The 23,020-nt window shown below is 34.2% G+C and carries 24 protein-coding genes and 2 tRNA genes; 16 read left to right on the top strand and 10 right to left on the bottom strand.

Translation table 11 applies throughout. From position 1 onward, the window contains the following. Positions 1-94 precede the first annotated feature (94 nt). Together glmM and ISP71_00815 are read left to right on the top strand one after the other, a co-directional pair. A complete protein-coding gene (glmM, locus tag ISP71_00820; protein MBL6662617.1) occupies positions 95-1,480 on the top strand; it encodes a phosphoglucosamine mutase in 1,386 nt (461 codons plus the stop codon). Positions 1,481-1,483: 3 nt separating this feature from the next. Continuing rightward, complete coding sequence (locus tag ISP71_00815; GenBank protein ID MBL6662616.1) at positions 1,484-2,614, top strand: cysteine desulfurase; 1,131 nt, start codon at positions 1,484-1,486, stop codon at positions 2,612-2,614. On the opposite strand, the gene ISP71_00810 is transcribed toward ISP71_00815, so the two are convergent. Genes ISP71_00810 through ISP71_00800 form a run of 3 tightly spaced genes read right to left on the bottom strand, consistent with a single transcriptional unit; the run spans position 2,590 to position 5,846 of the window. Then, complete coding sequence (locus tag ISP71_00810) at positions 2,590-3,603, bottom strand: glycosyltransferase family 2 protein (protein ID MBL6662615.1); 1,014 nt, start codon at positions 3,601-3,603, stop codon at positions 2,590-2,592. The genes ISP71_00815 and ISP71_00810 overlap by 25 nt on opposite strands. Continuing rightward, positions 3,582-4,436 (bottom strand): lysophospholipid acyltransferase family protein, encoded by an 855-nt coding sequence (locus tag ISP71_00805; GenBank protein ID MBL6662614.1) that lies wholly within the window; start codon positions 4,434-4,436, stop codon positions 3,582-3,584. Before ISP71_00805 ends, ISP71_00810 begins: the two co-directional genes overlap by 22 nt. Positions 4,437-4,442: 6 nt before the next feature. Then, entirely contained in the window at positions 4,443-5,846 is a 1,404-nt protein-coding gene (locus ISP71_00800; GenBank protein MBL6662613.1) for a GWxTD domain-containing protein, read from the bottom strand. A gap of 108 nt (positions 5,847-5,954) precedes the next feature. Between ISP71_00800 and ISP71_00795 the strand changes: the two genes are divergently transcribed. Then, positions 5,955-6,039, top strand: a tRNA-Ser gene (locus tag ISP71_00795). Between the two features lie 28 nt (positions 6,040-6,067). On the opposite strand, the gene ISP71_00790 is transcribed toward ISP71_00795, so the two are convergent. The 3 genes from ISP71_00790 to ISP71_00780 are packed head-to-tail and all read right to left on the bottom strand — an operon-like array spanning position 6,068 to position 9,589. Beyond that, complete coding sequence (locus tag ISP71_00790; protein ID MBL6662612.1) at positions 6,068-8,296, bottom strand: gliding motility-associated C-terminal domain-containing protein; 2,229 nt, start codon at positions 8,294-8,296, stop codon at positions 6,068-6,070. A 49-nt stretch (positions 8,297-8,345) separates the two neighbouring features. Continuing rightward, complete coding sequence (locus tag ISP71_00785; GenBank protein MBL6662611.1) at positions 8,346-8,834, bottom strand: 6,7-dimethyl-8-ribityllumazine synthase; 489 nt, start codon at positions 8,832-8,834, stop codon at positions 8,346-8,348. A gap of 29 nt (positions 8,835-8,863) precedes the next feature. Beyond that, the gene (locus ISP71_00780; GenBank protein MBL6662610.1) at positions 8,864-9,589 is read right to left on the bottom strand and encodes a tetratricopeptide repeat protein; all 726 of its coding nucleotides are present in this window, start codon (positions 9,587-9,589) and stop codon (positions 8,864-8,866) included. Positions 9,590-9,664: 75 nt separating this feature from the next. Between ISP71_00780 and ISP71_00775 the strand changes: the two genes are divergently transcribed. Further along, positions 9,665-10,768, top strand: coding sequence for a DNA replication/repair protein RecF (locus ISP71_00775; GenBank protein MBL6662609.1), 1,104 nt, complete (start codon positions 9,665-9,667; stop codon positions 10,766-10,768). Beyond that, positions 10,752-11,045 (top strand): DUF721 domain-containing protein, encoded by a 294-nt coding sequence (locus ISP71_00770; protein ID MBL6662608.1) that lies wholly within the window; start codon positions 10,752-10,754, stop codon positions 11,043-11,045. The genes ISP71_00775 and ISP71_00770 overlap by 17 nt, the downstream gene beginning before the upstream one ends. 48 nt (positions 11,046-11,093) lie before the next feature. On the opposite strand, the gene ISP71_00765 is transcribed toward ISP71_00770, so the two are convergent. Beyond that, complete coding sequence (locus ISP71_00765; GenBank protein MBL6662607.1) at positions 11,094-11,513, bottom strand: nucleoside-diphosphate kinase; 420 nt, start codon at positions 11,511-11,513, stop codon at positions 11,094-11,096. 84 nt (positions 11,514-11,597) lie between these two features. Between ISP71_00765 and ISP71_00760 the strand changes: the two genes are divergently transcribed. From ISP71_00760 to ISP71_00730, 7 genes are all read left to right on the top strand, one after another. Further along, positions 11,598-12,596: a bifunctional oligoribonuclease/PAP phosphatase NrnA gene (locus ISP71_00760; protein ID MBL6662606.1), complete on the top strand. Its 999-nt coding sequence runs from the start codon at positions 11,598-11,600 to the stop codon at positions 12,594-12,596. 101 nt (positions 12,597-12,697) lie between these two features. Further along, complete coding sequence (locus tag ISP71_00755) at positions 12,698-13,282, top strand: FKBP-type peptidyl-prolyl cis-trans isomerase (GenBank protein ID MBL6662605.1); 585 nt, start codon at positions 12,698-12,700, stop codon at positions 13,280-13,282. After that, positions 13,282-14,019 (top strand): DUF1295 domain-containing protein, encoded by a 738-nt coding sequence (locus ISP71_00750; GenBank protein MBL6662604.1) that lies wholly within the window; start codon positions 13,282-13,284, stop codon positions 14,017-14,019. The genes ISP71_00755 and ISP71_00750 overlap by 1 nt, the downstream gene beginning before the upstream one ends. A gap of 58 nt (positions 14,020-14,077) precedes the next feature. Further along, positions 14,078-14,151 (top strand) — tRNA-Met (locus ISP71_00745). A 282-nt stretch (positions 14,152-14,433) separates the two neighbouring features. Beyond that, positions 14,434-14,799, top strand: coding sequence for a hypothetical protein (locus ISP71_00740; protein ID MBL6662603.1), 366 nt, complete (start codon positions 14,434-14,436; stop codon positions 14,797-14,799). Beyond that, positions 14,796-15,170: a helix-turn-helix transcriptional regulator gene (locus tag ISP71_00735; GenBank protein MBL6662602.1), complete on the top strand. Its 375-nt coding sequence runs from the start codon at positions 14,796-14,798 to the stop codon at positions 15,168-15,170. The genes ISP71_00740 and ISP71_00735 overlap by 4 nt, the downstream gene beginning before the upstream one ends. Then, positions 15,167-15,622, top strand: a complete 456-nt coding sequence (locus ISP71_00730; protein MBL6662601.1) for a hypothetical protein — start codon at positions 15,167-15,169, stop codon at positions 15,620-15,622. The genes ISP71_00735 and ISP71_00730 overlap by 4 nt, the downstream gene beginning before the upstream one ends. A 41-nt stretch (positions 15,623-15,663) precedes the next feature. Here the strand turns inward: ISP71_00730 and ISP71_00725 are convergent, their stop codons facing one another. After that, positions 15,664-16,452 (bottom strand): methyltransferase domain-containing protein, encoded by a 789-nt coding sequence (locus tag ISP71_00725; protein MBL6662600.1) that lies wholly within the window; start codon positions 16,450-16,452, stop codon positions 15,664-15,666. Positions 16,453-16,461: 9 nt separating this feature from the next. Further along, positions 16,462-16,701 (bottom strand): helix-turn-helix transcriptional regulator, encoded by a 240-nt coding sequence (locus ISP71_00720; GenBank protein MBL6662599.1) that lies wholly within the window; start codon positions 16,699-16,701, stop codon positions 16,462-16,464. Between the two features lie 85 nt (positions 16,702-16,786). Between ISP71_00720 and ISP71_00715 the strand changes: the two genes are divergently transcribed. Next, entirely contained in the window at positions 16,787-17,632 is an 846-nt protein-coding gene (locus ISP71_00715) for a hypothetical protein (GenBank protein MBL6662598.1), read from the top strand. A gap of 61 nt (positions 17,633-17,693) precedes the next feature. Here the strand turns inward: ISP71_00715 and ISP71_00710 are convergent, their stop codons facing one another. Further along, positions 17,694-18,968, bottom strand: coding sequence for a serine hydroxymethyltransferase (locus ISP71_00710; GenBank protein ID MBL6662597.1), 1,275 nt, complete (start codon positions 18,966-18,968; stop codon positions 17,694-17,696). A gap of 56 nt (positions 18,969-19,024) precedes the next feature. On the opposite strand from ISP71_00710, the gene ISP71_00705 reads away from it, so the two are divergent. From ISP71_00705 to guaB, 3 genes are all read left to right on the top strand, one after another. Then, positions 19,025-19,972: a DUF561 domain-containing protein gene (locus ISP71_00705; protein MBL6662596.1), complete on the top strand. Its 948-nt coding sequence runs from the start codon at positions 19,025-19,027 to the stop codon at positions 19,970-19,972. A gap of 63 nt (positions 19,973-20,035) precedes the next feature. Continuing rightward, positions 20,036-21,490, top strand: a complete 1,455-nt coding sequence (locus tag ISP71_00700; GenBank protein MBL6662595.1) for a gliding motility-associated C-terminal domain-containing protein — start codon at positions 20,036-20,038, stop codon at positions 21,488-21,490. Between the two features lie 64 nt (positions 21,491-21,554). After that, positions 21,555-23,018: an IMP dehydrogenase gene (gene guaB, locus ISP71_00695; GenBank protein ID MBL6662594.1), complete on the top strand. Its 1,464-nt coding sequence runs from the start codon at positions 21,555-21,557 to the stop codon at positions 23,016-23,018. Positions 23,019-23,020: the final 2 nt, after the last annotated feature.

Here is a 23,020-nt window from a genome sequence, read left to right as displayed (position 1 = left end):
TCTAAAAAAAAATAGTTTAATTCTAAAGGTTTTTATAATATATCTAATTCAAATATTTTAAAATATTACTTTTGTCCTAATCAAAAAATAACACATGACTTTAATCAAATCTATTTCTGGTATTCGTGGAACTATAGGAGGTAAAGTAGGAGAGGGTTTATCCCCTGTTGATACGGTTCGTTTTACAGCCGCTTATGGCACTTGGATACAAAACCGATGTCAAAAGTCTCCATCTGTCGTTGTAGGCAGAGATGCTAGAATTTCAGGCGAAATAATTCGACAGTTAGTGGTAAGCACTCTACAAGCCTTAGGAATAGATGTTTATGATTTAGGATTGTCAACAACACCTACTGTAGAGTTAGCAGTACAAATGCAAAACGCAGATGGTGGAATAATTTTAACTGCAAGTCATAATCCTAAACAGTGGAATGCTTTGAAATTGTTAAATGAAAAAGGAGAATTCATTAATGCCGATGATGGTGCTGAGGTTTTAGCTATTGCAGAGGCCGACGATTATAATTTTGCTGAGGTTGATGATTTAGGAAAATATTATTCTGATGATACTTATATTCAGAAACATATTGACAGTGTGTTGAAATTAAAATGGGTAAATACAGATGCTATTAAAGCTGCCAACTTTAAAGTTGTAGTAGATGCTGTAAATTCTACTGGTGGAATAGCCGTTCCTGCACTTTTAGAAAGTTTAGGAGTGAGTTGTGTTTCTTTGTATTGTGAACCTAACGGACACTTCCCTCATAATCCCGAGCCTTTGGCTGAACATCTGACAGAAATTTCTAAGCTAGTAGTGGAAACTAATGCCGATTGTGGTATAGTTGTTGATCCAGATGTAGATAGATTAGCCCTTGTCAATGAAGATGGTAGTATGTTTGGAGAAGAATATACACTAGTGGCTTGTGCTGACTATATTTTATCTAAAGAAAAAGGCAATACAGTTTCTAATTTATCCTCTTCGAGAGCTTTGAGAGAGGTCACTCACAAGCATGGCGGTCAATATTTTTCTTCGGCAGTAGGTGAAGTCAATGTTGTCAACCAAATGAAAGAATGTAAGGCTATAATTGGTGGTGAAGGAAATGGAGGAATTATTTTTCCAGAATCTCATTATGGTAGAGATTCAATAGTAGGTATTGCACTATTTTTATCTCTTTTAGCAGAAAAGAAAATGAAATGCTCGGAATTAAGAGCTTCTTACCCTAGTTTCTTTATGTCAAAAAATAAAATTCAACTAACACCTGAGATTGATGTAGATATGATTTTATCAGTAATGTCAAAAAAATACGCTCACGAAGATGTTACAACAATAGATGGAGTGAAAATAGATTTTGCTGAAGAATGGGTTCACTTAAGAAAATCTAATACTGAGCCTATCATAAGAATTTACACAGAAAGTGTAAGTAAAGAAAATGCCGATAATTTGGCTGAACGCTTTATGAATGAAATTAAAGAATTGACCATCAATTAGACGATGAAAGTTTATTTAGATAATGCGGCGACAACGCCAATTGATAAGGAAGTCATAGAGGTTATGATGCCTATTTTGCAAGAAGGATTTGGCAACCCATCTTCTATACATTCTTTTGGTAGAATTTCTCGCTCAATAGTTGAAAAAGCAAGAAAAAATGTTGCCAAACATTTGAATTGTGCACCAGGAGAAATATTTTTTACTTCTGGGGGTACTGAGGCCGATAATATGGCTATTCGTTGTGGTATGGTCGATTTGGGAATTAATCATGCTATTACTTCTAAAATTGAACACCATGCAGTTGGTCATACTTTGGAAGATATGGCTTCTAAGGGTTTGATTAAGCTATCTTATGTGGATTTAGATGATAAGGGAAATGTCGTTTTGTCTCACCTTGAAGAATTATTAAAATCTAACAACCGAAGTTTTGTTTCCTTAATGCATGCCAATAATGAAATTGGTAATTTATTAGATATCAAGGCTGTCGGTGAAATGTGTCAGACTTACGATGCTATTTTCCATTCTGATACGGTTCAAACTATGGCGCATTATACCTTTGATTTACAAGAATTACCCATACATTTCTTAACTGGTGCAGCGCATAAATTTCATGGTCCTAAAGGCAATGGGTTTTTATATATCAATGCCGATATCACAATAAAACCCTTTATTTCTGGAGGTGGTCAAGAGAGGAATATGCGTGCTGGAACAGAGAATGTTTATGGTATAGCTGGACTATCTAAGGCTATGGACGTTTCATATCGTGACTTAGAAGAACATAGAACACATATAGAGATGCTAAAACAACATATGATAAAAGGTCTTAAAGATGCTATACCTGGTGTTGAATTCAATGGCGAGAGTGCTAGCTTAGAAAAGTCATTATATACGGTATTAAATGTTCTATTTCCCCAAACTGAAATAGGTGAAATGCTATTCTACAATTTAGACATAATGGGCATAGCATCTTCTGGGGGTAGTGCTTGTTCGTCAGGTAGCAATTTAGGTTCTCACGTATTAAGAGCTATTGGTAGCGATATGAGTCGCCCATCTCTACGCTTTTCCTTTAGTAAATACAACACGATTGAAGAGATAGATTATACTGTAAATCAGCTAAAATCTTTATTGAGTTGATGGTAAGTTTTTAGACGCTTAACAAAATACAAATACACTACACTTTTTGGAAATAACTTAGCTTGGTAGCTTTGTGGTCTTTTCTTTTTAAATGCACTCAGTAAAGTATAGTATTTGAGGTGTGCTTTCAAAATGTATAACACATGCTGAGGTTTGCCATTCAAAATGAATTTGATAGCAGACAATCCATCTAACAACATACGTTTAAATAAAGTACTGAATCGCTTTTCAGGTTTAAGATTCTTGTATAACATTAGTAGGTTATTCCTATAGTTTAGATAGGTTTTAAACGTACTTCCACTACTGAGAGTACCTCCTCCCACATGAAAAACAGTTGATTTGGGTTCGCACATAATTTTATAACCTTTGTTTTTAAGTTTCCAACATAGGTCAATTTCTTCCATATGAGCAAAAAAGTCCCAATCAAAACCACCAACTTCGTAAAAAGCTTCGGCACGTAAAAAAAGACAAGCACCACTAGCCCAAAATACTTCAGAAGCATCGTCATATTGTCCCTTGTCTTCTTCCAAAGAATCAAAGATTCTACCTCTACAAAATGGATAGCCATACTTATCCAAAAAGCCACCACTTGCACCAGCGTATTCAAAACTATTTTTGTCGTCGTATTTCTTTATTTTTGGTTGACAAGCAGCTATACTCTTGTCACTATCCATTAATTCGATGATTGGAGCTATCCAATTTTTAGTAACCTCTACATCGGAGTTAAGTAGAACATAATACTCAGCACATATTTGTTGCAATGCTTTGTTGTAGCCACCAGCATAACCTTCATTAGTTTTGTTTAGAATAAGTTTTACACTAGGAAAATTGTTAGAAACATAATTAACAGAGTCATCTGTTGACGCATTGTCGGCAATAATCACTTCGGCATTAGTGGTTTTTTCTACTACATCTCCCAAAAACTTTTTAAGCCAATGAATACCATTGTAGTTAAGAATTACTACTGCTACTTTTGTTGGTGTTTCCATCTTCTATGTGACCACAGCCAATAGGCTGGATTTCTATTAATATTTTGTTCTAAAATCTGGGAATGTAAGCGAGTAATTTCTCCTTCTTGGCATTGATTTGGCGTGTCAGTTATGAGTTCAAAATTTATTTCATATTTGGCACGACTCAAAGGCTTAATGTGTGCAAAAAATACAGGGCAATCCATCTTTTTTGCTAACTTCTCTGTACCCAAAAATACTGGAGTTTTTTGATTTAAAAAATTAATCCAGTAATTCAATTCATCAGAAGAAGGAGTTTGGTCTGATAAAACACCTATTACTCTAGGTTTTTTTCCTTTTTTTAAGAGGTAACGGACACTTTCTTTCATACTCACTAAGGTAGCCCCAAATTGAGAGCGCATTTTTAATATTTGCTTATTCCAAAATGTAGAAGAAAGTGGTTTGTAAATACCTACCATTTCGGCATCAAAATTTAATGATGAAGCTAAAAGAGCCCATTCCCAATTTCCATAATGACCCAAAACTATAATGACATCTTTATTTTGTTTTAAAAAAGCATTTACTTGAGAATCATTAACGAATTTATGACTTTTTCTAATCGTATCTTCAGAACAATGAAATAGCTTTATGGACTCTGCGAGGAGTTGCCCAAAATAAGAGTAAAATTGAATTTTTATTTTTCTTAGTGATGACTTATCCTTATCTGGAAAAGCATTTGTTAGGTTGTTGTCAATCACTTTTTTTCTGTAGGAAAAAATTCTTAGAAGAAGGGCTAATTTGATACCTATAATGTAGATTAAACCCATTGGAAGACGAGCATACAATTTTAGCAATATCAATAAAAAGCTATTCAAGTGGTGTTAGTTAGGGTTGTTGTAATAATCAATAGGAGATTTTTTTCCTTCATCGAAATCATCGTAATAATTTTCTTCGAATCGGTTTAGCCAATCTTTATCATTGATTTCTCCGAATTTGTTGGTATAAACTAAGCGATACTCATTAGGCATTCTATCGTTAGAGAAAATAAACTTAATATCCCTCTCATTTCCAATAGAGTAGTAGTGCCAAACTTCAAAGGGTTGAAAACCCTTAGGCATTATTTCTTGTGACCTAGAATTTGGAGAGCCATAACTTAAATATATTCTTCCTCTATCGGTTAAGTGCCCATCAATTATTCCATTTGTAAACTCTTTATTGACCAGCTTCACCAGATTGTAATAATTTTTCCAACTCTGTTCAGTATTGAATGGATCTCGATCATACCAAAATCTGTAAAAATACTTTTGTAGCATTTCTACATTCTCATAATCTAAGTTTTTAGCTTGAATATTTTCTATCGATGATTGTAGGGGGTGTAAATACTCTATGTATTGTTTTAAAGTGTCTTTGTTATCTACTGATAATATAAAAGTATCCTCAAAAACAAATTCATCTTTTAGGTCTTTATTTATTTTATAAAACTGTCGTTTTTGAGTATGTATAACTTCATTATTTCTATTTATAGCCTCAATCTTTAAATAGTAAGTACCACTTGTTAAATTGTCGATGGGAAATGTATTTAAACTAGCGTCAAACATGGAGTTACATTTTTTTCTTTTGACAAGCTCATTAACAATTTTTTGTGTTGACTGGGAAATAATACTGCTTTGAATTAGTACTTCTTCATCAGTATCAGAATAATACTCGAAATAGTAACTTAATTTTTTATTTGCAGTATTGTATAGGTTTGAAATAAAAGGTACTAAATCATAACCACCCTTACTTAATATATTTTTTTCTATTGTTTGGCTATACGATTCTACTAATTGAACATCTGAAAAACCATTATTAATTACATTTATTGTAATGGCTTGTTCATGCTTAATTTCTACCTCAGTTTTGTTAATATCCGTTATGTTTAACCTAAGAGTATAATCCCCTTCAGAAAGCTGATAGCGTTGTTGGTCTAAAAAAACAAAGTCGATAAATGAAGTGTCCTTTATTTCTGGGCTCGATAAATTATACTTGTCTACTTTTATGATATTATCATCTTGAACGAATTCAACAACAACTGCAAGTTGGGCTTGAAAAGTACCATTTGCCTGGCTTAGATAGCTTACTCCATTTCCATTTACAGATAAATAAGTTTCTATATAGGGTATTTTTTCAGATTGAAAATGAGCAATATCAAACCTAGCATCTATTTGTTGAGCATATGAAAATGACTGAAAAAGTAAGAGGTAAAAGCAAGTGAAAAGACTCTTAGTAAATAGATAATACTTCATAATGCTAAGTTAAAAAATTAATATCGATAATTAATTCTAAAAATTTTATTGTTTTTTTCTTTCAATATGTGAAATAAAACTAAAAATATTTTACTTTTGCCGTCCGCAGGAGAGATGGCAGAGTGGTCGAATGCGGTGGTCTTGAAAACCATTGTACAGCAATGTACCGGGGGTTCGAATCCCTCTCTCTCCGCAAAAAGGTCTGATTTTTCAGACCTTTTTTATTTTTCCCCCATTACAGTAAATGTTCCCGTTATCGATTTTAAGTTGAATAGTAATTTATAGGTGTAAATGCCGTTTTGAACAAGTTTATTTTTATATCTACCATTCCAACCTAACTTTGGATCTGTGCTATAAAATATACGCTGACCCCATCTATTAAAAATGGAAAATTCATATTCTCTAGGTGATATGTTAAATATTGGTATAAATAGCTCATTATCTTGATCTCCATTAGGTGTAAATGCTGAAGGGACAAATACACTATCTTTTAAATTCTCATTTATTCTGTAAGACTTACTTATACTATCCAAACAACCAAAATCATCATAAATATATAGCGTTACATTCGCCAATTTTATATGTCTGCTATCATAATCGTGTGAAGGTGAGAATGCGTTGCTTTGAGTACTATCTCCAAAGTCCCATAAGTAATCATAATTCATTCCACCGCTACTTGAATTTTGAAAGAAGTATGTATTTATATAATCGGTATCGTAATTGATATCTACTTCAAAAGAGGGTTTAGGTGGTATATTTACAATTACCGTTAGTGAATCTTTTGAAATACAATCATTAAAATTGGCTGTTACTGTGTATGTTTTTGTTTGGTTAGGATAAAAATATATTCCATCAACCCCTTGATTATTCCAACTAATAATTGAATTTATTGGTTCTACTACTGCGTCAAGAATTACAGATTCACCAATACATATTTCTTGGTCATCACCAGCTTCAACAATTGGTGTTTCGTATACAGTTAGTCGAATAGAGTCAGTAGAAATACAATTTCCAATACTTGCTTGTACAAAATAGTCAGCACTACTATCGGCAGTAAATGGAGTGTTGTTATTGATATTGTTGTTCCAGTTTATATTTGAATTTGGGTTTGTTGTAGCGTTAAAAATAAGTTGCTCTCCTTTACATGCAATGGTATTATATTCAGTATTTAAGGAAATGACAGGTTCTTCAATAACAAACACTTTTAAACTATCTCTGTAAGAACAACCTAAAAGCGTAGATTCTACAATATAAGTATCACTTTCTTGGGGAACAAAGGGTACATTATTTATTACGCCATTATTCCAGCTTATTTCAGCGTTTGAAGGGTTTTCTGCTGATAATACAATTTCATCTCCTACACAAATATTTATATTATTACCGGGATCAACTATGGGATTAACAAAACGAACAGTTACCATAGTATCATCATTACATGTTCCGTTAATTATGAAATTAGTAATTGTAATATCTATATATCCAGAATCTTGAGTTGAATAGAATAAAACATCACCATCATAATTATGAGTAAAAAAAATTGTATCTCCTACACAAACGACGGTATCACTTAGGGTATAACTAGCTACATTAACAGGGCAATTGGGGTTCGCATTTGAACTGATATCAGACCAATCATTTAATTCATTGGTATTTTCTTCAATGAGAAGCTTGTAGTGTAAAAGTGCTATCGCACTATCCAATTCTTCATTATATTCAAATATAGGTTCGAACCCATAAAATATAAAAGGTTGGAATGGCAGTCCTAATTCAGTTGAAATAATGATTGACCCTTCATTTGGTTTTGGTCTTGCTGGAAATACGGCTAGTACAGTGTGCGTACATGTCTCAAAAATATTGCCAGAATTGTCAGCAACATCAGGTGTATATAATTTGTTGCATTCAGGTACATTAATCATTGTACTATAACTTCCTGAAGATAAGACTGTTTCTGTTGGTGATAGTCCAGCAGGTCCTATACTTGGATGTATTCTGTATATGTTTGGTGATCCCATTCCTCCATTATTAAAGAAAGCACTTTCACTTACAAAAGTTTCATAAATAGTGTTAATAGTTTGGAAGGCTGCATTTGAGGCTGGGTAGTCATCCCAATTTTCTGTTATCCAAACCACATGACCACCATCTTCAACAAAATTTTGAATAATCTGACGTTCGTTTTCATTGATGATATCAAGGGTAAAGTCACCTACGTTATTATCGTATGAATATCCTTCAGCAACAATTACCACATCAAAATTTGAGGTATTAAGGGTAGTATTTATTTCTGAAATTGTTATTGATGGTGTAAATCCTACTTGAGTATATCTGTCGGCTACCCAAGCACTATCTACCTTATTGTTTGAATCTAAAATAAAAATAGAAACTGTGTTTTGTCCAAAAAGAGTATAGCTAACAATAAGAGCTAATAAAAGGAAGCAATTTCGAAAATACATTAAATTCTGGCTTAAGTTATAAGCACAAAATTACGAAAAAAAAAGATAGCTAGAATTGAGATGATAAATTGACCATCTTTATAGCACTTATGGCAGCCTCAGTACCTTTATTGCCGTGCTTTCCTCCAGAGCGGTCAATAGCTTGTTGCATAGTGTTGTCAGTAAGTACACCAAAAATTACAGGTTTATTGTACTTAAGCGATACATCTTTTATACCCAAAGCTGTAGTTTGGCATACAAAGTCAAAGTGTTTAGTTTCTCCTTGAATTACACTTCCTAAACAAATGACGGCATCTACTTCAGTTGATTCAAAAAAGAATTGAGCTGCCAAAGGAAGCTCAAAACTACCTGGAACGTTTTTTCTGATAATATTACTTTCTTGGCAACCACAATTTAATAAGGCGTCCAAAGCCCCTTTGAACAAACCCTCAGTAATATTTTCGTTCCATTCGGCAACAGCAATTCCAAACTTCATACCTCTAGCAGAAGGAACTAAGCTGAAATCGTAATTGGATAAATTTTTATTAACTGTAGCCATAAAAAAAGCTCGCTAAGCGAGCTGTTAAATTATTGTTTCAATTGAGCTCGAGTAATGAACTTATCAATGTCTCTAGCTTCGTCTGATTCTGAATAGTCTTTTTGTATAGTTGAATAGTATTCTAATGCTCTATCAATATTACCATCTTCCTCAAGAGCCATTGCCGCTCTTTTAAGATAAATTGGTGCAGTGAAATTGTTTTCGCTATTGAAAGCAGCTTTAGTCCAGAAATTGATAGCATCGTCAAACTCTCCCATATTCATATAGGCATCTCCAATACTTCCAAAAGCAATTGAAGATACAACTTCATCATCACTTGAAAAGTCGTTTAAATAATCTATGGCACTTTCATTGTCACCCATATTTAGAAAAGATATACCAGCATAATAATTCGCAAGATTAGCGGCATCGCTTGAACCATATTCATCAATAATATCAAGTAGACCATATTCGCCATTTACTCCATATAGAGCTAAGTTAAAAGAGTCTGCTTCGAAATAAGTAACACTTTTAAAAAGTTCTTGTTGAGCCTCTTCATTTACAGGTTCTAGGTAAAACTTGTCGTAGGCTAAGAATAAAGCAATAACTCCAACTATTGTAAAAACAATTGTAGATAAAGTCTTTTGATTACTCTCTACCCATTGTTCAGTTCTAGTTAACGTTTCCTCTACTGCTGCGAATTGTTCTTCAGTTTTATCTTTCTTCTTTGCCATTTTTATTAAAATTTGAGCCACAAAAATAACCTTTTTTTCCATTTGAAAAAGTTTGTTGTAATTGACTTCCAATAACTTAAAAAATAGATACTTTAGTGGTGTAGAATTGGAACACCTATGTATTTAGAGAAATTATCTGTTTTAAATTTTAAAAATCATTCCGATAGTCGTTTAAATTTTAACCCAAATATCAATTGTTTTGTGGGTAATAATGGCTCTGGAAAGACTAATTTACTAGATGCTATTCATTATTTGTCTTTTACCAAAAGCTTCTTCATCAAACAGGATAGTATGAATGTGCTTTACGACCAAGCTTTTATGACTATCGAGGGGGTTTTTGAAAAAGATAATAAAACGGAATTAGTACAATGTGCTTTTAAGACTGAAGGAAAAAAAGTAGTTAAGCGCAACAAAAAGAAATACGATAAATTGGCTGAGCATATCGGATTATTTCCTCTTGTAATGGTTTCACCAACCGATAACGAATTGTTATTGTCAGGTAGTGATGTGAGAAGAAAATACATGGATAGTGTTATTTCTCAATTTGATAAGGAATACCTTAATACATTAATAGCTTACAATAAGTTGATTTTGCAAAGAAATGCGCTTTTGAAATCTTCAGATTCAAATATCGCTAATCTATCTAACTTGTCATTGTATGATGAACAATTATCACCACTAGCTCATATCATTTTCGAGAAAAGGCAATTATTTTTAAATCAGTTAGCTCCTATTTTTCTAAATTATTACAAAGCTATTTCTAACACCAGTGAGCAAGTGACTATACATTACGATTCTCAACTATCCGAAAAGAATTTTCTTGATTTATGTCAACAAAACTCAGAAAAAGACAGATTAGTTAAATTCACTTCAGTCGGTGTACATAAAGATGATTTAATATTTTACCTAAATGGTTATCCTGTAAAGCGAGTTGGCTCTCAAGGTCAACAAAAAACATATTTACTTGCACTCAAACTAGCACAATTTGATTTCATGCAAGAAGCATTGGGCTACAAGCCGATGCTACTTTTAGACGATGTTTTCGATAAGTTAGATGACAATAGGGTAGAGCATCTTATGAAGTTAGTTGATCAACACCATTTTGGTCAAATATTCGTCACGGATACCCATCCTGAACGTTCCAAGCAAATCTTTAATAAGATTAATGCCGATTACAAATTGTTTCACATAAAAAACGGAGCTATTGAAAAGGAAGAGTAATCAGCAATCTCTAGGAGAGGTTATCCAAGATTTTTTAAAACAAAGTGGTTGGGAGCGTAAACTCGATGAAGTTAAAATAATGACGCAATGGGACAAGGTTTTAGGACCTAATTTGGCTAAATATACCGAGGAAGTCTTTATTCAAAATAAAAAATTACATATTCGTTTAAATTCTTCCACTTTAAGGCAAGAGCTTTCTTATAAGAAGTCCGAAATCGTTAAAGACTTAAATGCTGCAGTTGGAAAAGAAGTGATTAACGATATCATTTTAAAATAAAAAAAGCCCTAATGTAAATTAGAGCTTTTTAGTAGATATATCTTTGTGTTAGAATCTTTCTTCTGCTGAAAAGAAGAAGTCACCTTCAATAGCAGCATTTTCATCAGAGTCAGAGCCATGAACAGCATTTTTAGCTTTGCTTTCTGCAAATTCACTACGAATAGTACCTTCAGCAGCTTCAGATGGATCAGTCGCGCCAATAAGCGTTCTAAAATCGGCAACAGCATTTTCTTTTTCTAGAATAGCAGCTACAATAGGTCCAGAGCTCATGTAGTCAACTAGTTCTCCATAGAATGGGCGTTCTTTATGAACGGCATAAAATTCTCCTGCTTTTTCAGAAGTAAGAGCTGTTTTTTTCATTGCCACAATAGTAAAGCCAGCAGCATTAATTCGTTCTAAAATAGCTCCGATGTGTCCATTTTCTACAGCTTCGGGCTTAATCATTGTAAAGGTTCTATTTGTTGCCATTTTTTAGTTTTAAATTTTATGCCGCGAATTTATAAAATTCCTTTTCTATTTACACTCAGTTTTATTCTTATTTTAGCAAACTTTATGAAAGCAACAGAATTAAATCAGTTAAAAGTCTTTTTGTCGGAACCAAGAAAGGTTGTTATTACCACTCACAAAGGACCAGATGGTGATGCTATGGGCTCTTCTTTAGCACTATACAATTACCTTCTTAAAAAAGGTCATTCGGTTCATGTTATTACTCCTAATGATTATCCTAGTTTTTTAAATTGGATGAAAGGCGATGAAGATGTTATAGAATATTGTTTTCATGAAGAAAAAGCTAAAAAAATTACTGAATCGGCAGAGTTAATTTTCTGTTTGGACTTCAATACTTTAAGCAGAATTGACACCTATGCACCAATAGTTGAACGTTCAAATGCATTAAAAGTATTGATTGACCACCATCAGCAACCCGATACTTTTGATTTTAATTTTTCAGATACATCAGCTTGTTCTACGGCTCAATTGATTTTTGAGTTTTTTGAATTGCTAGAAGATACAGATGAAATAGATCAAGATATCGCTGAATGTTTATACGCTGGTATCATGACTGATACAGGTAATTTTAGATTCAATTCGGTGAGTTCTAAAACCCATCAAGTCGTTAGCTTTTTAATGGAAAAAGGCGCAAGAAACGATTGGGTTTATGATAAAATACACGATAATAATTCAGTTGATAGATTGAAGTTGTTGGGGTATTGCTTGAGTGAAAAGATGGAGGTATTGACTGATTTAGGAGTTGCAATCATAACTTTAACTCAAGAAGAATTACAACGATTTAATTTTAAGAAAGGTGATACTGAGGGTGTCGTCAATTATGCCTTATCAATAGAAGGTGTTAATGTCGCTGCCTTTATGGTCGAACGTGATGGAATAATTAAGATATCGTTTCGTTCTAAAGGAGATATTTCTGTCAATCAATTAGCTAGAGATCACTTTAACGGAGGAGGGCATATCAATGCCGCAGGAGGTGCTGCTTCTACTATCGAAGAAGCCATTACAACATTTAAAAGAATAATTACTAACTATATTAATAACTAAAACTAAAAACAATGAAAAACAAACTTTTTATCCTTGGTATTGCAGTAACATTTGTTGCATGTAACCAAACTTCTTATAACAATGTAGAATTAAACACACAAATGGATTCGGTGAGCTATAGCTTGGGAATTAGTGTGGCAAACAACTTAAAAAGCAGTGGTTTTGAGACTATAGAAACTCATGCTGTTGCTTCTGCTTTTTCTGACGTTTTTGAAGGTAATGAGGTCAAAATAAATGAAGAAGATGCTAATATGCTGATTCAAGAATATTTTGTTGAGTTGTCTCAAAAGAAAAGTCAAGAGGCTATTTCTGCAGGTCAAGCATTCTTAGATGAAAACGGTAAAAAAGATGGTGTAACAACTACAGCTTCTGGATTACAATACGAAGTATTAACGAATGGTACAGGAGCAACTCCTGTTGAAACCGATAAGGTCACAGTTCACTATCACGGAACTCTTATAGACGGTACAGTTTTTGATAGTTCTGTAGAAAGAGGTCAGCCAGCTACTTTTCCAGTCAATGGTGTTATACCAGGTTGGGTAGAGGCTTTACAATTGATGAATGTAGGCTCAAAGTATAAATTGTATATCCCATCCGATTTGGCCTATGGTGAAAGAGGTGCGGGAGGTTCAATAGGACCTAATGAAACGCTTATTTTTGAAGTAGAACTATTGTCTATTAATTAATGGCGTTAATCAACGAAATAGAAAAACAAGGTAATTTTTTATTTAAATATAGAGGGCAATTTCCAATTGTCCTCTTTATTTTAGCTATTCCATTTATTTATTTCACAGATTCCATGTGTTTGCAGGTAGAAGATAATTTCACCCTGGCAGCCATAGTGTTATCTAGTATAGGTTTTGTCATTAGGGCTTATACTATTGGCACTACTCCAAGAGGTACTTCTGGTAGAAATACTAAAGAACAAGTGGCTGAAGTACTTAATAGCACTGGCATATATTCTGTGGTACGCCACCCTTTGTATTTAGGCAATTATTTTATGTGGATCGGTATCGTATTTTTTACCTTCAACTGGTATTTCGTAATTATAGTAAGTCTGTTATATTATCTTTATTATGAACGCATTATGTTTGCTGAAGAACGTTTTTTAGAACGTAAATTTGGGCAAGACTATCTAGATTGGGCGAGTAATTTACCAGCATTTGTGCCTAAATTATCTCAATTTAAAAAAAGCCATATCCCATTTTCAATAATAAGTGTAATGAGACGAGAATATTCGGGGGTATTAGCCACAGTAATTGGTTTTGTATTTGTTGAATTAATTAGAAATTTCTTTCAAGAAAATGAGATTCTTATTCCAAAAATGGGCTGGTATATATTAGCTATTACTATTGTACTCAGTTTGATTCTTAGAACCCTGAAAAGAAGCACCTCATTGTTAGATGAGGAGGGTCGCTCTTAAAAATTAAAAAAGTGATTTGAGGAGTTGACAAAAATAGTATATTTGCCGACCCAACTATGGCGAGGTAGCTCAGTTGGTTAGAGCGTCGGATTCATAACCCGGAGGCCGAGAGTTCAAATCTCTCCCTCGCTACTCTGAAAAGTACTGACAGTCAGCAAGTTATAGCTGACTGTCAGCTTTCCAAAAAAAGTCGGAGACAAAAAGTGCGATAGTTATTCGACAATACAAACAGATTAAAACCTAAAACCATGAAACAAATTATTGTCATTATCAGTTTTACTGTTCACAACTCTACAATATTTTCTAAAATCGTTTTTCAATAATAAGTCAATTCCTTTTTTATAATTTTTTTGAAGAGTTTAAATTATGTATTAAAAACTATATTAATTAATAAACTTTAGTTATAGCTAAATTTTGAGTAACTTTGCCATAGAAAAATCCGTTCTTTGTGTTGTTGCAACGATTACACCTATTTTTGATTTGCACATTGATGGGCGTAACAGAATAGAGGAGGAGATAAGTAGTTTAGGTAGTAACCTACATAAGGATTTACGCTCCTTGGTTCGTGTGCTTGAGTGTTATGCAAATAATCCGAATTTTAGATCACCAAAAATCAGGTCTATAGTATCAGTTAGCAATTTACTAGAGTTAAAGTCTAAAAACGGTATTCGGATTTATATAATGAGTAGAAATAAAAAAATAATTGTTTTGAAATTTGGCTATAAAGCCACTCAAAAGCAAGATATAATTAATTGTAGAGATTTAATTAAGAAACTATGACTAGAGCTGAAATTAAAAAAATACTATTAGATGGTCCAGAGTATTGGATTGAAGGTGTGAATGGTATGCTTTACCATCATATTGTATCCTTTATGGAGTCTAATAGCATGAATAAAAAACAAATGGCTGAGTATTTGGGTATTAGTGCTGGTCGTTTATCTCAAATTCTTAACGATGAAAGTAATTTCCGTTTGGAGACTTTAGTAAACTTAGCTCTTAAGCTGAACTTATACCCAGACTTTAAACTGGTGGATAAGTCAGTATTTTTAGATGACTTAGATGATACTTCAAAATCGTTTAGTATTTCGTTTGCAAACCTATCGCCAGAAGAAAATGCTGTAAAAGTTTATCCCTCACTAGAAGTAGCATGAAAAAGAACAATAAAGAAGCTAGATTTACAGTATCAACGGTTAGAACCGTGAGTTTTGACGTATCTAACATTGGCACAACGGCTTGGACTGAAAAAATTGAAGAAGATTTTAAATCTAATCTTGATTTTAACATAAGATTATCTGACAATAAGGAGAGTATTCGTTTTCAGATAAAGGTTAAAGTTACACATGGTGACTTTTTAATATTTAGTCATCTTTCAGAAACTCACTTTGCTATATTCAACTTTGATCAATACATTACCGTTGTTGACCATGAAAGCATCATTAATTTGCCTGATCATATTTTAGCTACAATGTATGGACTAAGCTATACACACGCTCGAGCATTATTATGCTCATCCTTAGCCCCAACAATGCTTCGTGATGGATTTATGTTGCCCATCATTAACCCTAATGTGTTTATTCAAAATATGAAGAAAGAGTCGGAATAAGTGCGACGGTATTTTTTGTAGATTAGTAATAATGCAATTTCCTATTTCTTAGTTGCTTTCAGTGTAAACACATAAGGCAAAGATTGCTTGGCTCTATTTTCTAAAACATATTGACCTTCTTGGCGTTTGATAGTACCTTTAATGTAATAAGGAGAATAATCAAACTCAGCAAAGGATTGCAACTTCAAACCGTTAGATTCTAAAGCAACAAATATTTCTGATAGTGAGTGATTCCACCAACAATATTCGGTAGTCATATCTTCTCCGCCATCGGTATAGCTACCAACTTCTTTAATAGTGGGTGTATTTTCATCGAAAAAATAGCCAAATTGTGTTTTTTCATCTAATATATCCAAGACAGGGTGAAACTCAGCAATAAAAAATGTACCGCCTTGTTTAAGGTGTTTGGCAACAACTGCTCCCCATTGTTTGAGCTCGGGTAACCAACCTAATGTACCATAAGACATAAACACCACATCGAATTCTTGTTTTAAGTCTAGTGTTAAGACGTTAGATTCTATAAATTCAGCCTCTATATCCAATTCTTCAGAAAGTGCTTTAGCTGCTTTTATAGCAGAAGGTGAAAAATCTACGGCAGTTACTTTGGCACCTTTTCTTGCCCAGGACAAACTATCTTGTCCGAAATGGCATTGTAGATGCAATAAGGATTTTCCTTTTACCTCACCAAGCCCCTCCAACTCAAACGACTTCAAGGACATAGGGTTCTTTTTAAAGGCTTCTAAATCATAAAATTTAGACTTCAAATGAACAGCGGTTCTGTCTTCCCAAGATTGGCGATTGATATTAATGTTTTTTTCAAATAAATTCATATTTGCAAGTTACCTATTTTCTTTCAGTTCTGTAAGATTTGAAAGTGGAATATTAAGATAAAATGATATTTTATACAAGGTATAATAAGTAGGGTTTGAACGACCAGATTCTAGGCGACTCAAATTAGACTTTTCCATATTGCATTGTGCCGCTAATACCTGTTGTGGTACTCCCTTTTCTTCACGAATCCTTTTAATTCTTTTACCTATATACAATTGTATATGATTTTTGTCTTTTGGTGATTTCAAATCGAACTATCTTAGGTTATCAATAATGATAATAAAAAAAAATTTATAGGTTATCATATATGATAAATTATTATATATTTGTTTTATGAAAAACTTATATTCTTCGATATTTCTATTTATGTGGTCTTCTCATCTATATTCTCAAGTAGGGTATGGCACAAACAACCCCGATCCTCTTTCTATCATTCATTTAGAATCAACCACAAAAGCTCTTTACCTACCAAGATTATCTATAGCCCAGCTCAATGCTCAAAGTGGATGGAAAGATGGTATGTTGGTATTCAATACGGATAGCAATTGTCTTTTTGCTAGGGAAGAAGGTGAATGGGATTGCTTGAACTTAGAAAACTTTGATAAAATTGAATCTGATGATCATGATGTTGTTCTTACCTTATCAGCTGATAAAGGTAATGATGATGAAACTCATAACCCACGAATAGTTTTTCAGCAAGATGGTGGTTTGATTGAAGCCAGAATAGGTATAACTGGAGAACCAGGCGCCGAATTTCATAAAGGTCGTCGGAATGCTGCTTATTTTGGAACTTTTTCTAATCCCCCTCATAATGCACAATCTCCTTTACAGTTTGTTACGGATACTATCGCTAGACTTACTATATTATCTGATGGAAAAGTGGGTATTGGAACAAATTTACCTAGTGAATTGCTGCACATTGATGACAATCTTAAAGTTGATAGTATTATTTATTCAAGGGAAGCTAGATTTTCTGTAGATGTTGGTATTGGGTCTGATAATCCAAGCGAGAAACTTCATGTTGTTGGAAACATAAAATCAGACAGTACCATTTTTGCAAGAGATGTCAATTTTTCAAATTTACCAGTCTATGCCGATGAAGCTGCTGCTACGGCTGGAGGCTTAGCAACTGGTGCATTGTATAGGACTACTGCTGGGGCAGTGCGTATCAAATTATAGTTAGCCTCTTGGTGAAACTGTGGGGCACTAGCCAGTTTTGGTAGTGTTTTGATAAAAGTATTTAGTATGCAAACAATGGAAATTGTCCCATTAACTCATTGACTTTTTTGCGAACATTAGCAATCACTTCTTCATTGTCAATATTCATCAATACTTCATCTATCAAATCTACAATTTGAGGAATAGTGTCTTCCTTAATTCCTCGAGTGGTAATAGCTGGTGTTCCTACACGCATACCAGAAGTTACAAAAGGAGATTTATCATCGAAAGGAACCATATTTTTGTTTACAGTGATGTCGGCTAATACTAGCGTATTTTCAGCATCTTTCCCTGAAATTCCTTTTGAGCGTAAATCCAACAACATACAATGGTTTTCTGTCCCTCCAGAAATAACTTTATAGCCTTTTTCTATAAAGCACTGAGCCATTACTTCAGCATTCTTAATGACTTGAGCTGTGTAAGTCTTAAAATCAGATTCTAGGGCTTCGCCAAAAGCGACAGCCTTTGCTCCAATAACATGTTCTAATGGCCCACCTTGTGTGCCCGGAAACACAGCAGAATCGAGTAAGGCAGACATTTTACGAATATTTCCTTTCGGTGTTTTTAAGCCCCAAGGATTTTCAAAGTCTTTGCCCATCATTATAAGTCCACCTCTAGGTCCTCTTAGTGTTTTGTGAGTTGTAGTGGTTAAGATATGACAATGTGGTGCAGGATTATTCAAATGTCCAGCAGCAATAAGACCTGAAGGGTGAGAAATATCAGCCATCAACAAAGCACCAACTTTGTCGGCAACAGCTCTAAAACGAGCGTAGTCAATATCTCTAGAGTATGCCGATGCACCGCAGATAATGAGTTGTGGCTTTTCTTCCATAGCGGTTTGTTCCATCGCATCGTAGTCGATAAGTCCGTCTTCTTCTTTGACAGAATAAAAGCTAGTTTGGTAAATCTTTCCTGAAAAGTTTACAGGCGAACCGTGTGTAAGATGCCCACCGTGAGCAAGGTTAAAGCCTAAAATTTTGTCACCCGGTTTTAATACTGCTAAATAAACGGCAGCGTTGGCCTGTGAGCCAGAGTGAGGCTGCACATTGGCATACTCAACACCAAAGAGTTCTTTTACTCTATCAATGGCCAATTGCTCTACTTTATCTACAACTTCACAACCACCATAATATCGTTTGTTAGGAAAGCCTTCAGCGTATTTGTTGGTTAGTACAGAACCCATAGCTTCCATGACTTGTTCACTAACAAAATTTTCTGAGGCTATCAACTCAATACCGTGAGTTTGACGGTTTTTTTCTTCTTCTATAAGGTTAAAAATAGTGTTATCTCTTTTCATTGGTAAAATTTATCTAATTTCGCTGCATTATTTTTTTGCGAGAACAAAGATAGAAAATGAACAATACTATTACTCAATTATTTGGTATAAAATATCCACTTATTCAAGCGGGTATGATTTGGTGTAGTGGTTGGGAATTAGCTTCGGCAGTTAGTAATGCTGGAGGTCTAGGAATAATAGGTTCAGGTTCTATGTATCCAGATGTCTTGAAAGAGCATATCCAAAAATGCCAAGCACATACAGATAAGCCTTTTGCAGTAAATTTACCTTTGCTTTATCCACAAATAGATGACCATATTTCCATCATCATAGAAGAGGGGGTAAAGATAGTTTTCACATCAGCAGGAAATCCAGCTAAGTGGACTTCTCACTTGAAAGCACACAACATAACTGTTGTACACGTTGTAAGTAATGTCAAATTTGCTAAAAAAGCAGTTGATGCCGGTGTTGATGCCATTGTGGCTGAGGGTTTTGAAGCTGGTGGGCACAACGGTAGAGAGGAAACAACCACCATGTGTTTAATTCCTTTGATAAGAAAAGCCGTTTCTATACCATTAATCGCTGCTGGAGGTATCGGTAGTGGTGCGTCTATGTTGGCGGCTATGGCATTAGGAGCAGATGGCGTACAGATAGGTAGTCGTTTTATTGCTTCTCCAGAATCATCGGCTCATCAAAATTTTAAGGACTATATACTTCATGCCAAAGAGGGCGATACTCAGCTTATGTTGAAAGAAATTACTCCGGTTAGGCTGTTAAAAAATGAGTTTTACAATCAAATTGTTTCGGCTTACGATAAGGGAACAACAAAAGAAGAACTTCGAGCGTTATTGGGTAGAGGCAGAGCTAAAAAAGGTATGTTTTTAGGTGATTTGGAAGAAGGTGAGTTAGAAGTGGGACAAATATCAGCTACTATGGATACCATCAAACCTGCTGGGGAAATTGTTCAAGAAATAATAGAAGAATTTCAACTGATAAAAAATAAAATTTCTAAAATGGTGTTGTAGAACTTATCCGTTAGTTAATCTGAAATGCGAATTCTTAAATTTTTTTTATTAACCTTATCAATATTGAGTACTTTAGTGTCCAATGCACAAGACCCTGATGCTCCTATCATTACTTTTCTCAGTGTTGATCATAGCACACAACAAGTCGAAATCAATTGGGTTAATTCTACGCCAAACGTAGTAGGCTACGTCATTTATTTTGAAGACATTTCAGGATTATGGATACCTCTTGATACGATAATGGGAATTGCTAATACTACTTATTTAACCTCAAACGCAAGTCCTCAGCAAAAAAAAGAAACCTTTAGTGTGGTTGCTATTGACGCTATGGGAAATAGTAGTGTACGAAGTGAATCACATTCTACCGTTTTTCTCAAATTCGATTATCAAAACTGTGATACATCTTTATTGTTACTTTGGAACAGTTATCTGAATATGTTCGCTATGGACGGCTATCAACTTAAAGCTATTAGAGAAGATATAAGGTCTGGAACGGTTTTTCCAGAGCAAACCATCGCTATAAGTTCTGATGATACTTCTTTTAGTTTTCCTATCGAATATTCAAGTAAATACACCTTGTGGTTAGAAACAATAAGCCCTGTGGGTTATTTGTCAAAATCTAATTTTTTAGAAACCATAACTACCGATATTGATATACCTCAATACAGTTACATTAATAGAGTTAGTGTAATAGGAAAAAATAGTTTAGAGGTTAGTGTTTTATCTGATTCAGATGATTTAAGTCATGTTAATATTTACAAGTCTAACTTAGAAAATGGCTTTCAGTTTTATTTAGGAAAAGCCAATCGTGTAAATGATGAGTATATTGCCGTAGATCCTTTGGTATTACCTGAAAGGAACGTCTATTATTATCAAGCGAAACCAGTAGATATTTGTGGCAAAGAATATGATTTGCCTCAGTATTTAACATTAACAGATACGTCTTATGCTTATAATCTGAAATTAAGCCCTTTATCTGTAACTAAGGAATCTATATCTGTAGAAAGTGCTAAATACGATAACTTTTTATCTAATTCTCATCTTGAATTATGGAAAGAAGTCAATGGAGAACAAAGCTATCTTAGAGATGCCTATCCCAACAGTACTTACGATGTGCCTATTATGTCCGATGTTGGTAAGGTGTGTGTGTATCTTATCTCGACAGAAAACGTCTTAAATTCTCTGAATAGAAAAGATACTGTGCTTTCCAATAAGGTTTGTATTTCTAAATCACCATTATTTTTTATTCCCAAAGCATTTACCCCAAGAAATCAGGACATGAAAAATGATAAATGGCAAGTGATTGTTTATGGGGAAAGTGCCATTCAAAACTTTAATTTGAAGATATATGACCGATATGGCAAAGCCATTTTTGAAACAAATTCAATCGATGAAGCTTGGGATGGAACTATAAATAATTCTCTTGCTCCTGATGGTGTATATATATACAATATTCAGATTGACTATGCTCAAGGTGAACAATTAATTGAGAATGGAAGTATAATACTCTTAAGATAATCTCATTTATTTTTTCTTCTTTATAATCAAGATTTTACTACCTTTGCCACACTAATTTTTGAGTATGGATTACAATCAGAAAATAATAGGCGAAGGATTAACTTATGATGATGTCTTACTTGTGCCAGATTACTCTGACATTTTACCGCATCAAGTCAATGTGACCACGCAATTTTCCAGAAACATAAAATTAAACATTCCTATTGTGTCTGCCGCTATGGATACTGTTACAGAAGCCAAAATGGCAATATCTATTGCTCAAGATGGTGGAATAGGTGTTCTTCACAAAAATATGTCTATTGCTGAACAATCGGCTGAAGTCCGTAAGGTAAAGCGTTCTGAAAGTGGTATGATTCTTGACCCCATTACACTCCCTCAAGACTCCTTGGTCAGTAATGCTCTCGACATAATGAAAGAAAATAAAATTGGTGGCATTCCTGTTGTTTCTGCTGATAGCGATTTGTTAGGAATAGTGACTAATAGAGACTTACGTTTTGAGAAAAACCAATCTAGACCAATTTCTCAAGTTATGACTAGTCTAGATAATTTAATCACTACACAACTTACTGATTTAGAAAATGCAGAAGATATTCTACAGACCAATAAAATCGAAAAGTTGCCTGTTGTCGATGAAAATGGTAAATTAGTTGGCTTAATTACCTACAAAGACATCATGAAAAATAAAACACGTCCCAATTCTTGCAAAGACCACTACGGTCGTTTGAGAGTTGCAGCAGCCGTTGGTGTAACAGCTGATGTTAGCGAACGTGTTCAATCCTTAGTGGATGCTGGAGTAGATGCTATCATTGTAGATACTGCTCATGGTCATAGTAAAGGTGTAATTGACACCGTTAAGAAACTCAAATCCCAATTCGAAATAGATATTATAGCTGGTAACATAGCCACAGAACAAGCTGCTATTGCCTTAGCTGATGCTGGAGTAGATGCTGTTAAAGTAGGTATAGGGCCAGGTTCTATTTGTACTACAAGAGTCGTTGCTGGTGTCGGTTTACCACAATTGTCTGCCATAATAAGTGTATCTAAAGCTTTAAAAGATAGAGGTATTCCTATCATTGCCGATGGTGGTGTTCGTTATTCGGGAGACATAGTAAAAGCAATTGTGGCTGGTGCTAGTTCTGTCATGTTGGGTTCTATTTTTGCAGGTGTTGAGGAAGCACCCGGTGAAACTATCATTTTCGAAGGAAGAAAATTTAAAACTTATAGAGGTATGGGCTCTGTAGAAGCCATGCAAGCAGGTTCTAAAGACCGATACTTTCAGGCTAATGAAGACAATGCTAAAAAATTAGTTCCCGAAGGCATTGTTGGTAGAGTAGCCTTCAAAGGAAATTTGGATGAGGTAATTCATCAAATGATTGGTGGGCTAAGAGCAGGAATGGGATATTGTGGTGCACATAATATTTCTGAACTTTCCGAAGCCAAATTTATTAGAATAACATCTGCAGGAATGGCAGAAAGTCACCCTCATGATGTAAGTATAACAAAAGAAGCACCTAATTATAGTCGATAAAC

This window comes from Flavobacteriales bacterium, from assembly GCA_016779995.1.
In the GTDB taxonomy this organism is placed as follows: domain Bacteria; phylum Bacteroidota; class Bacteroidia; order Flavobacteriales; family UBA7312; genus UBA8444.
This window is presented reverse-complemented; position numbering and strand designations above follow the sequence as displayed.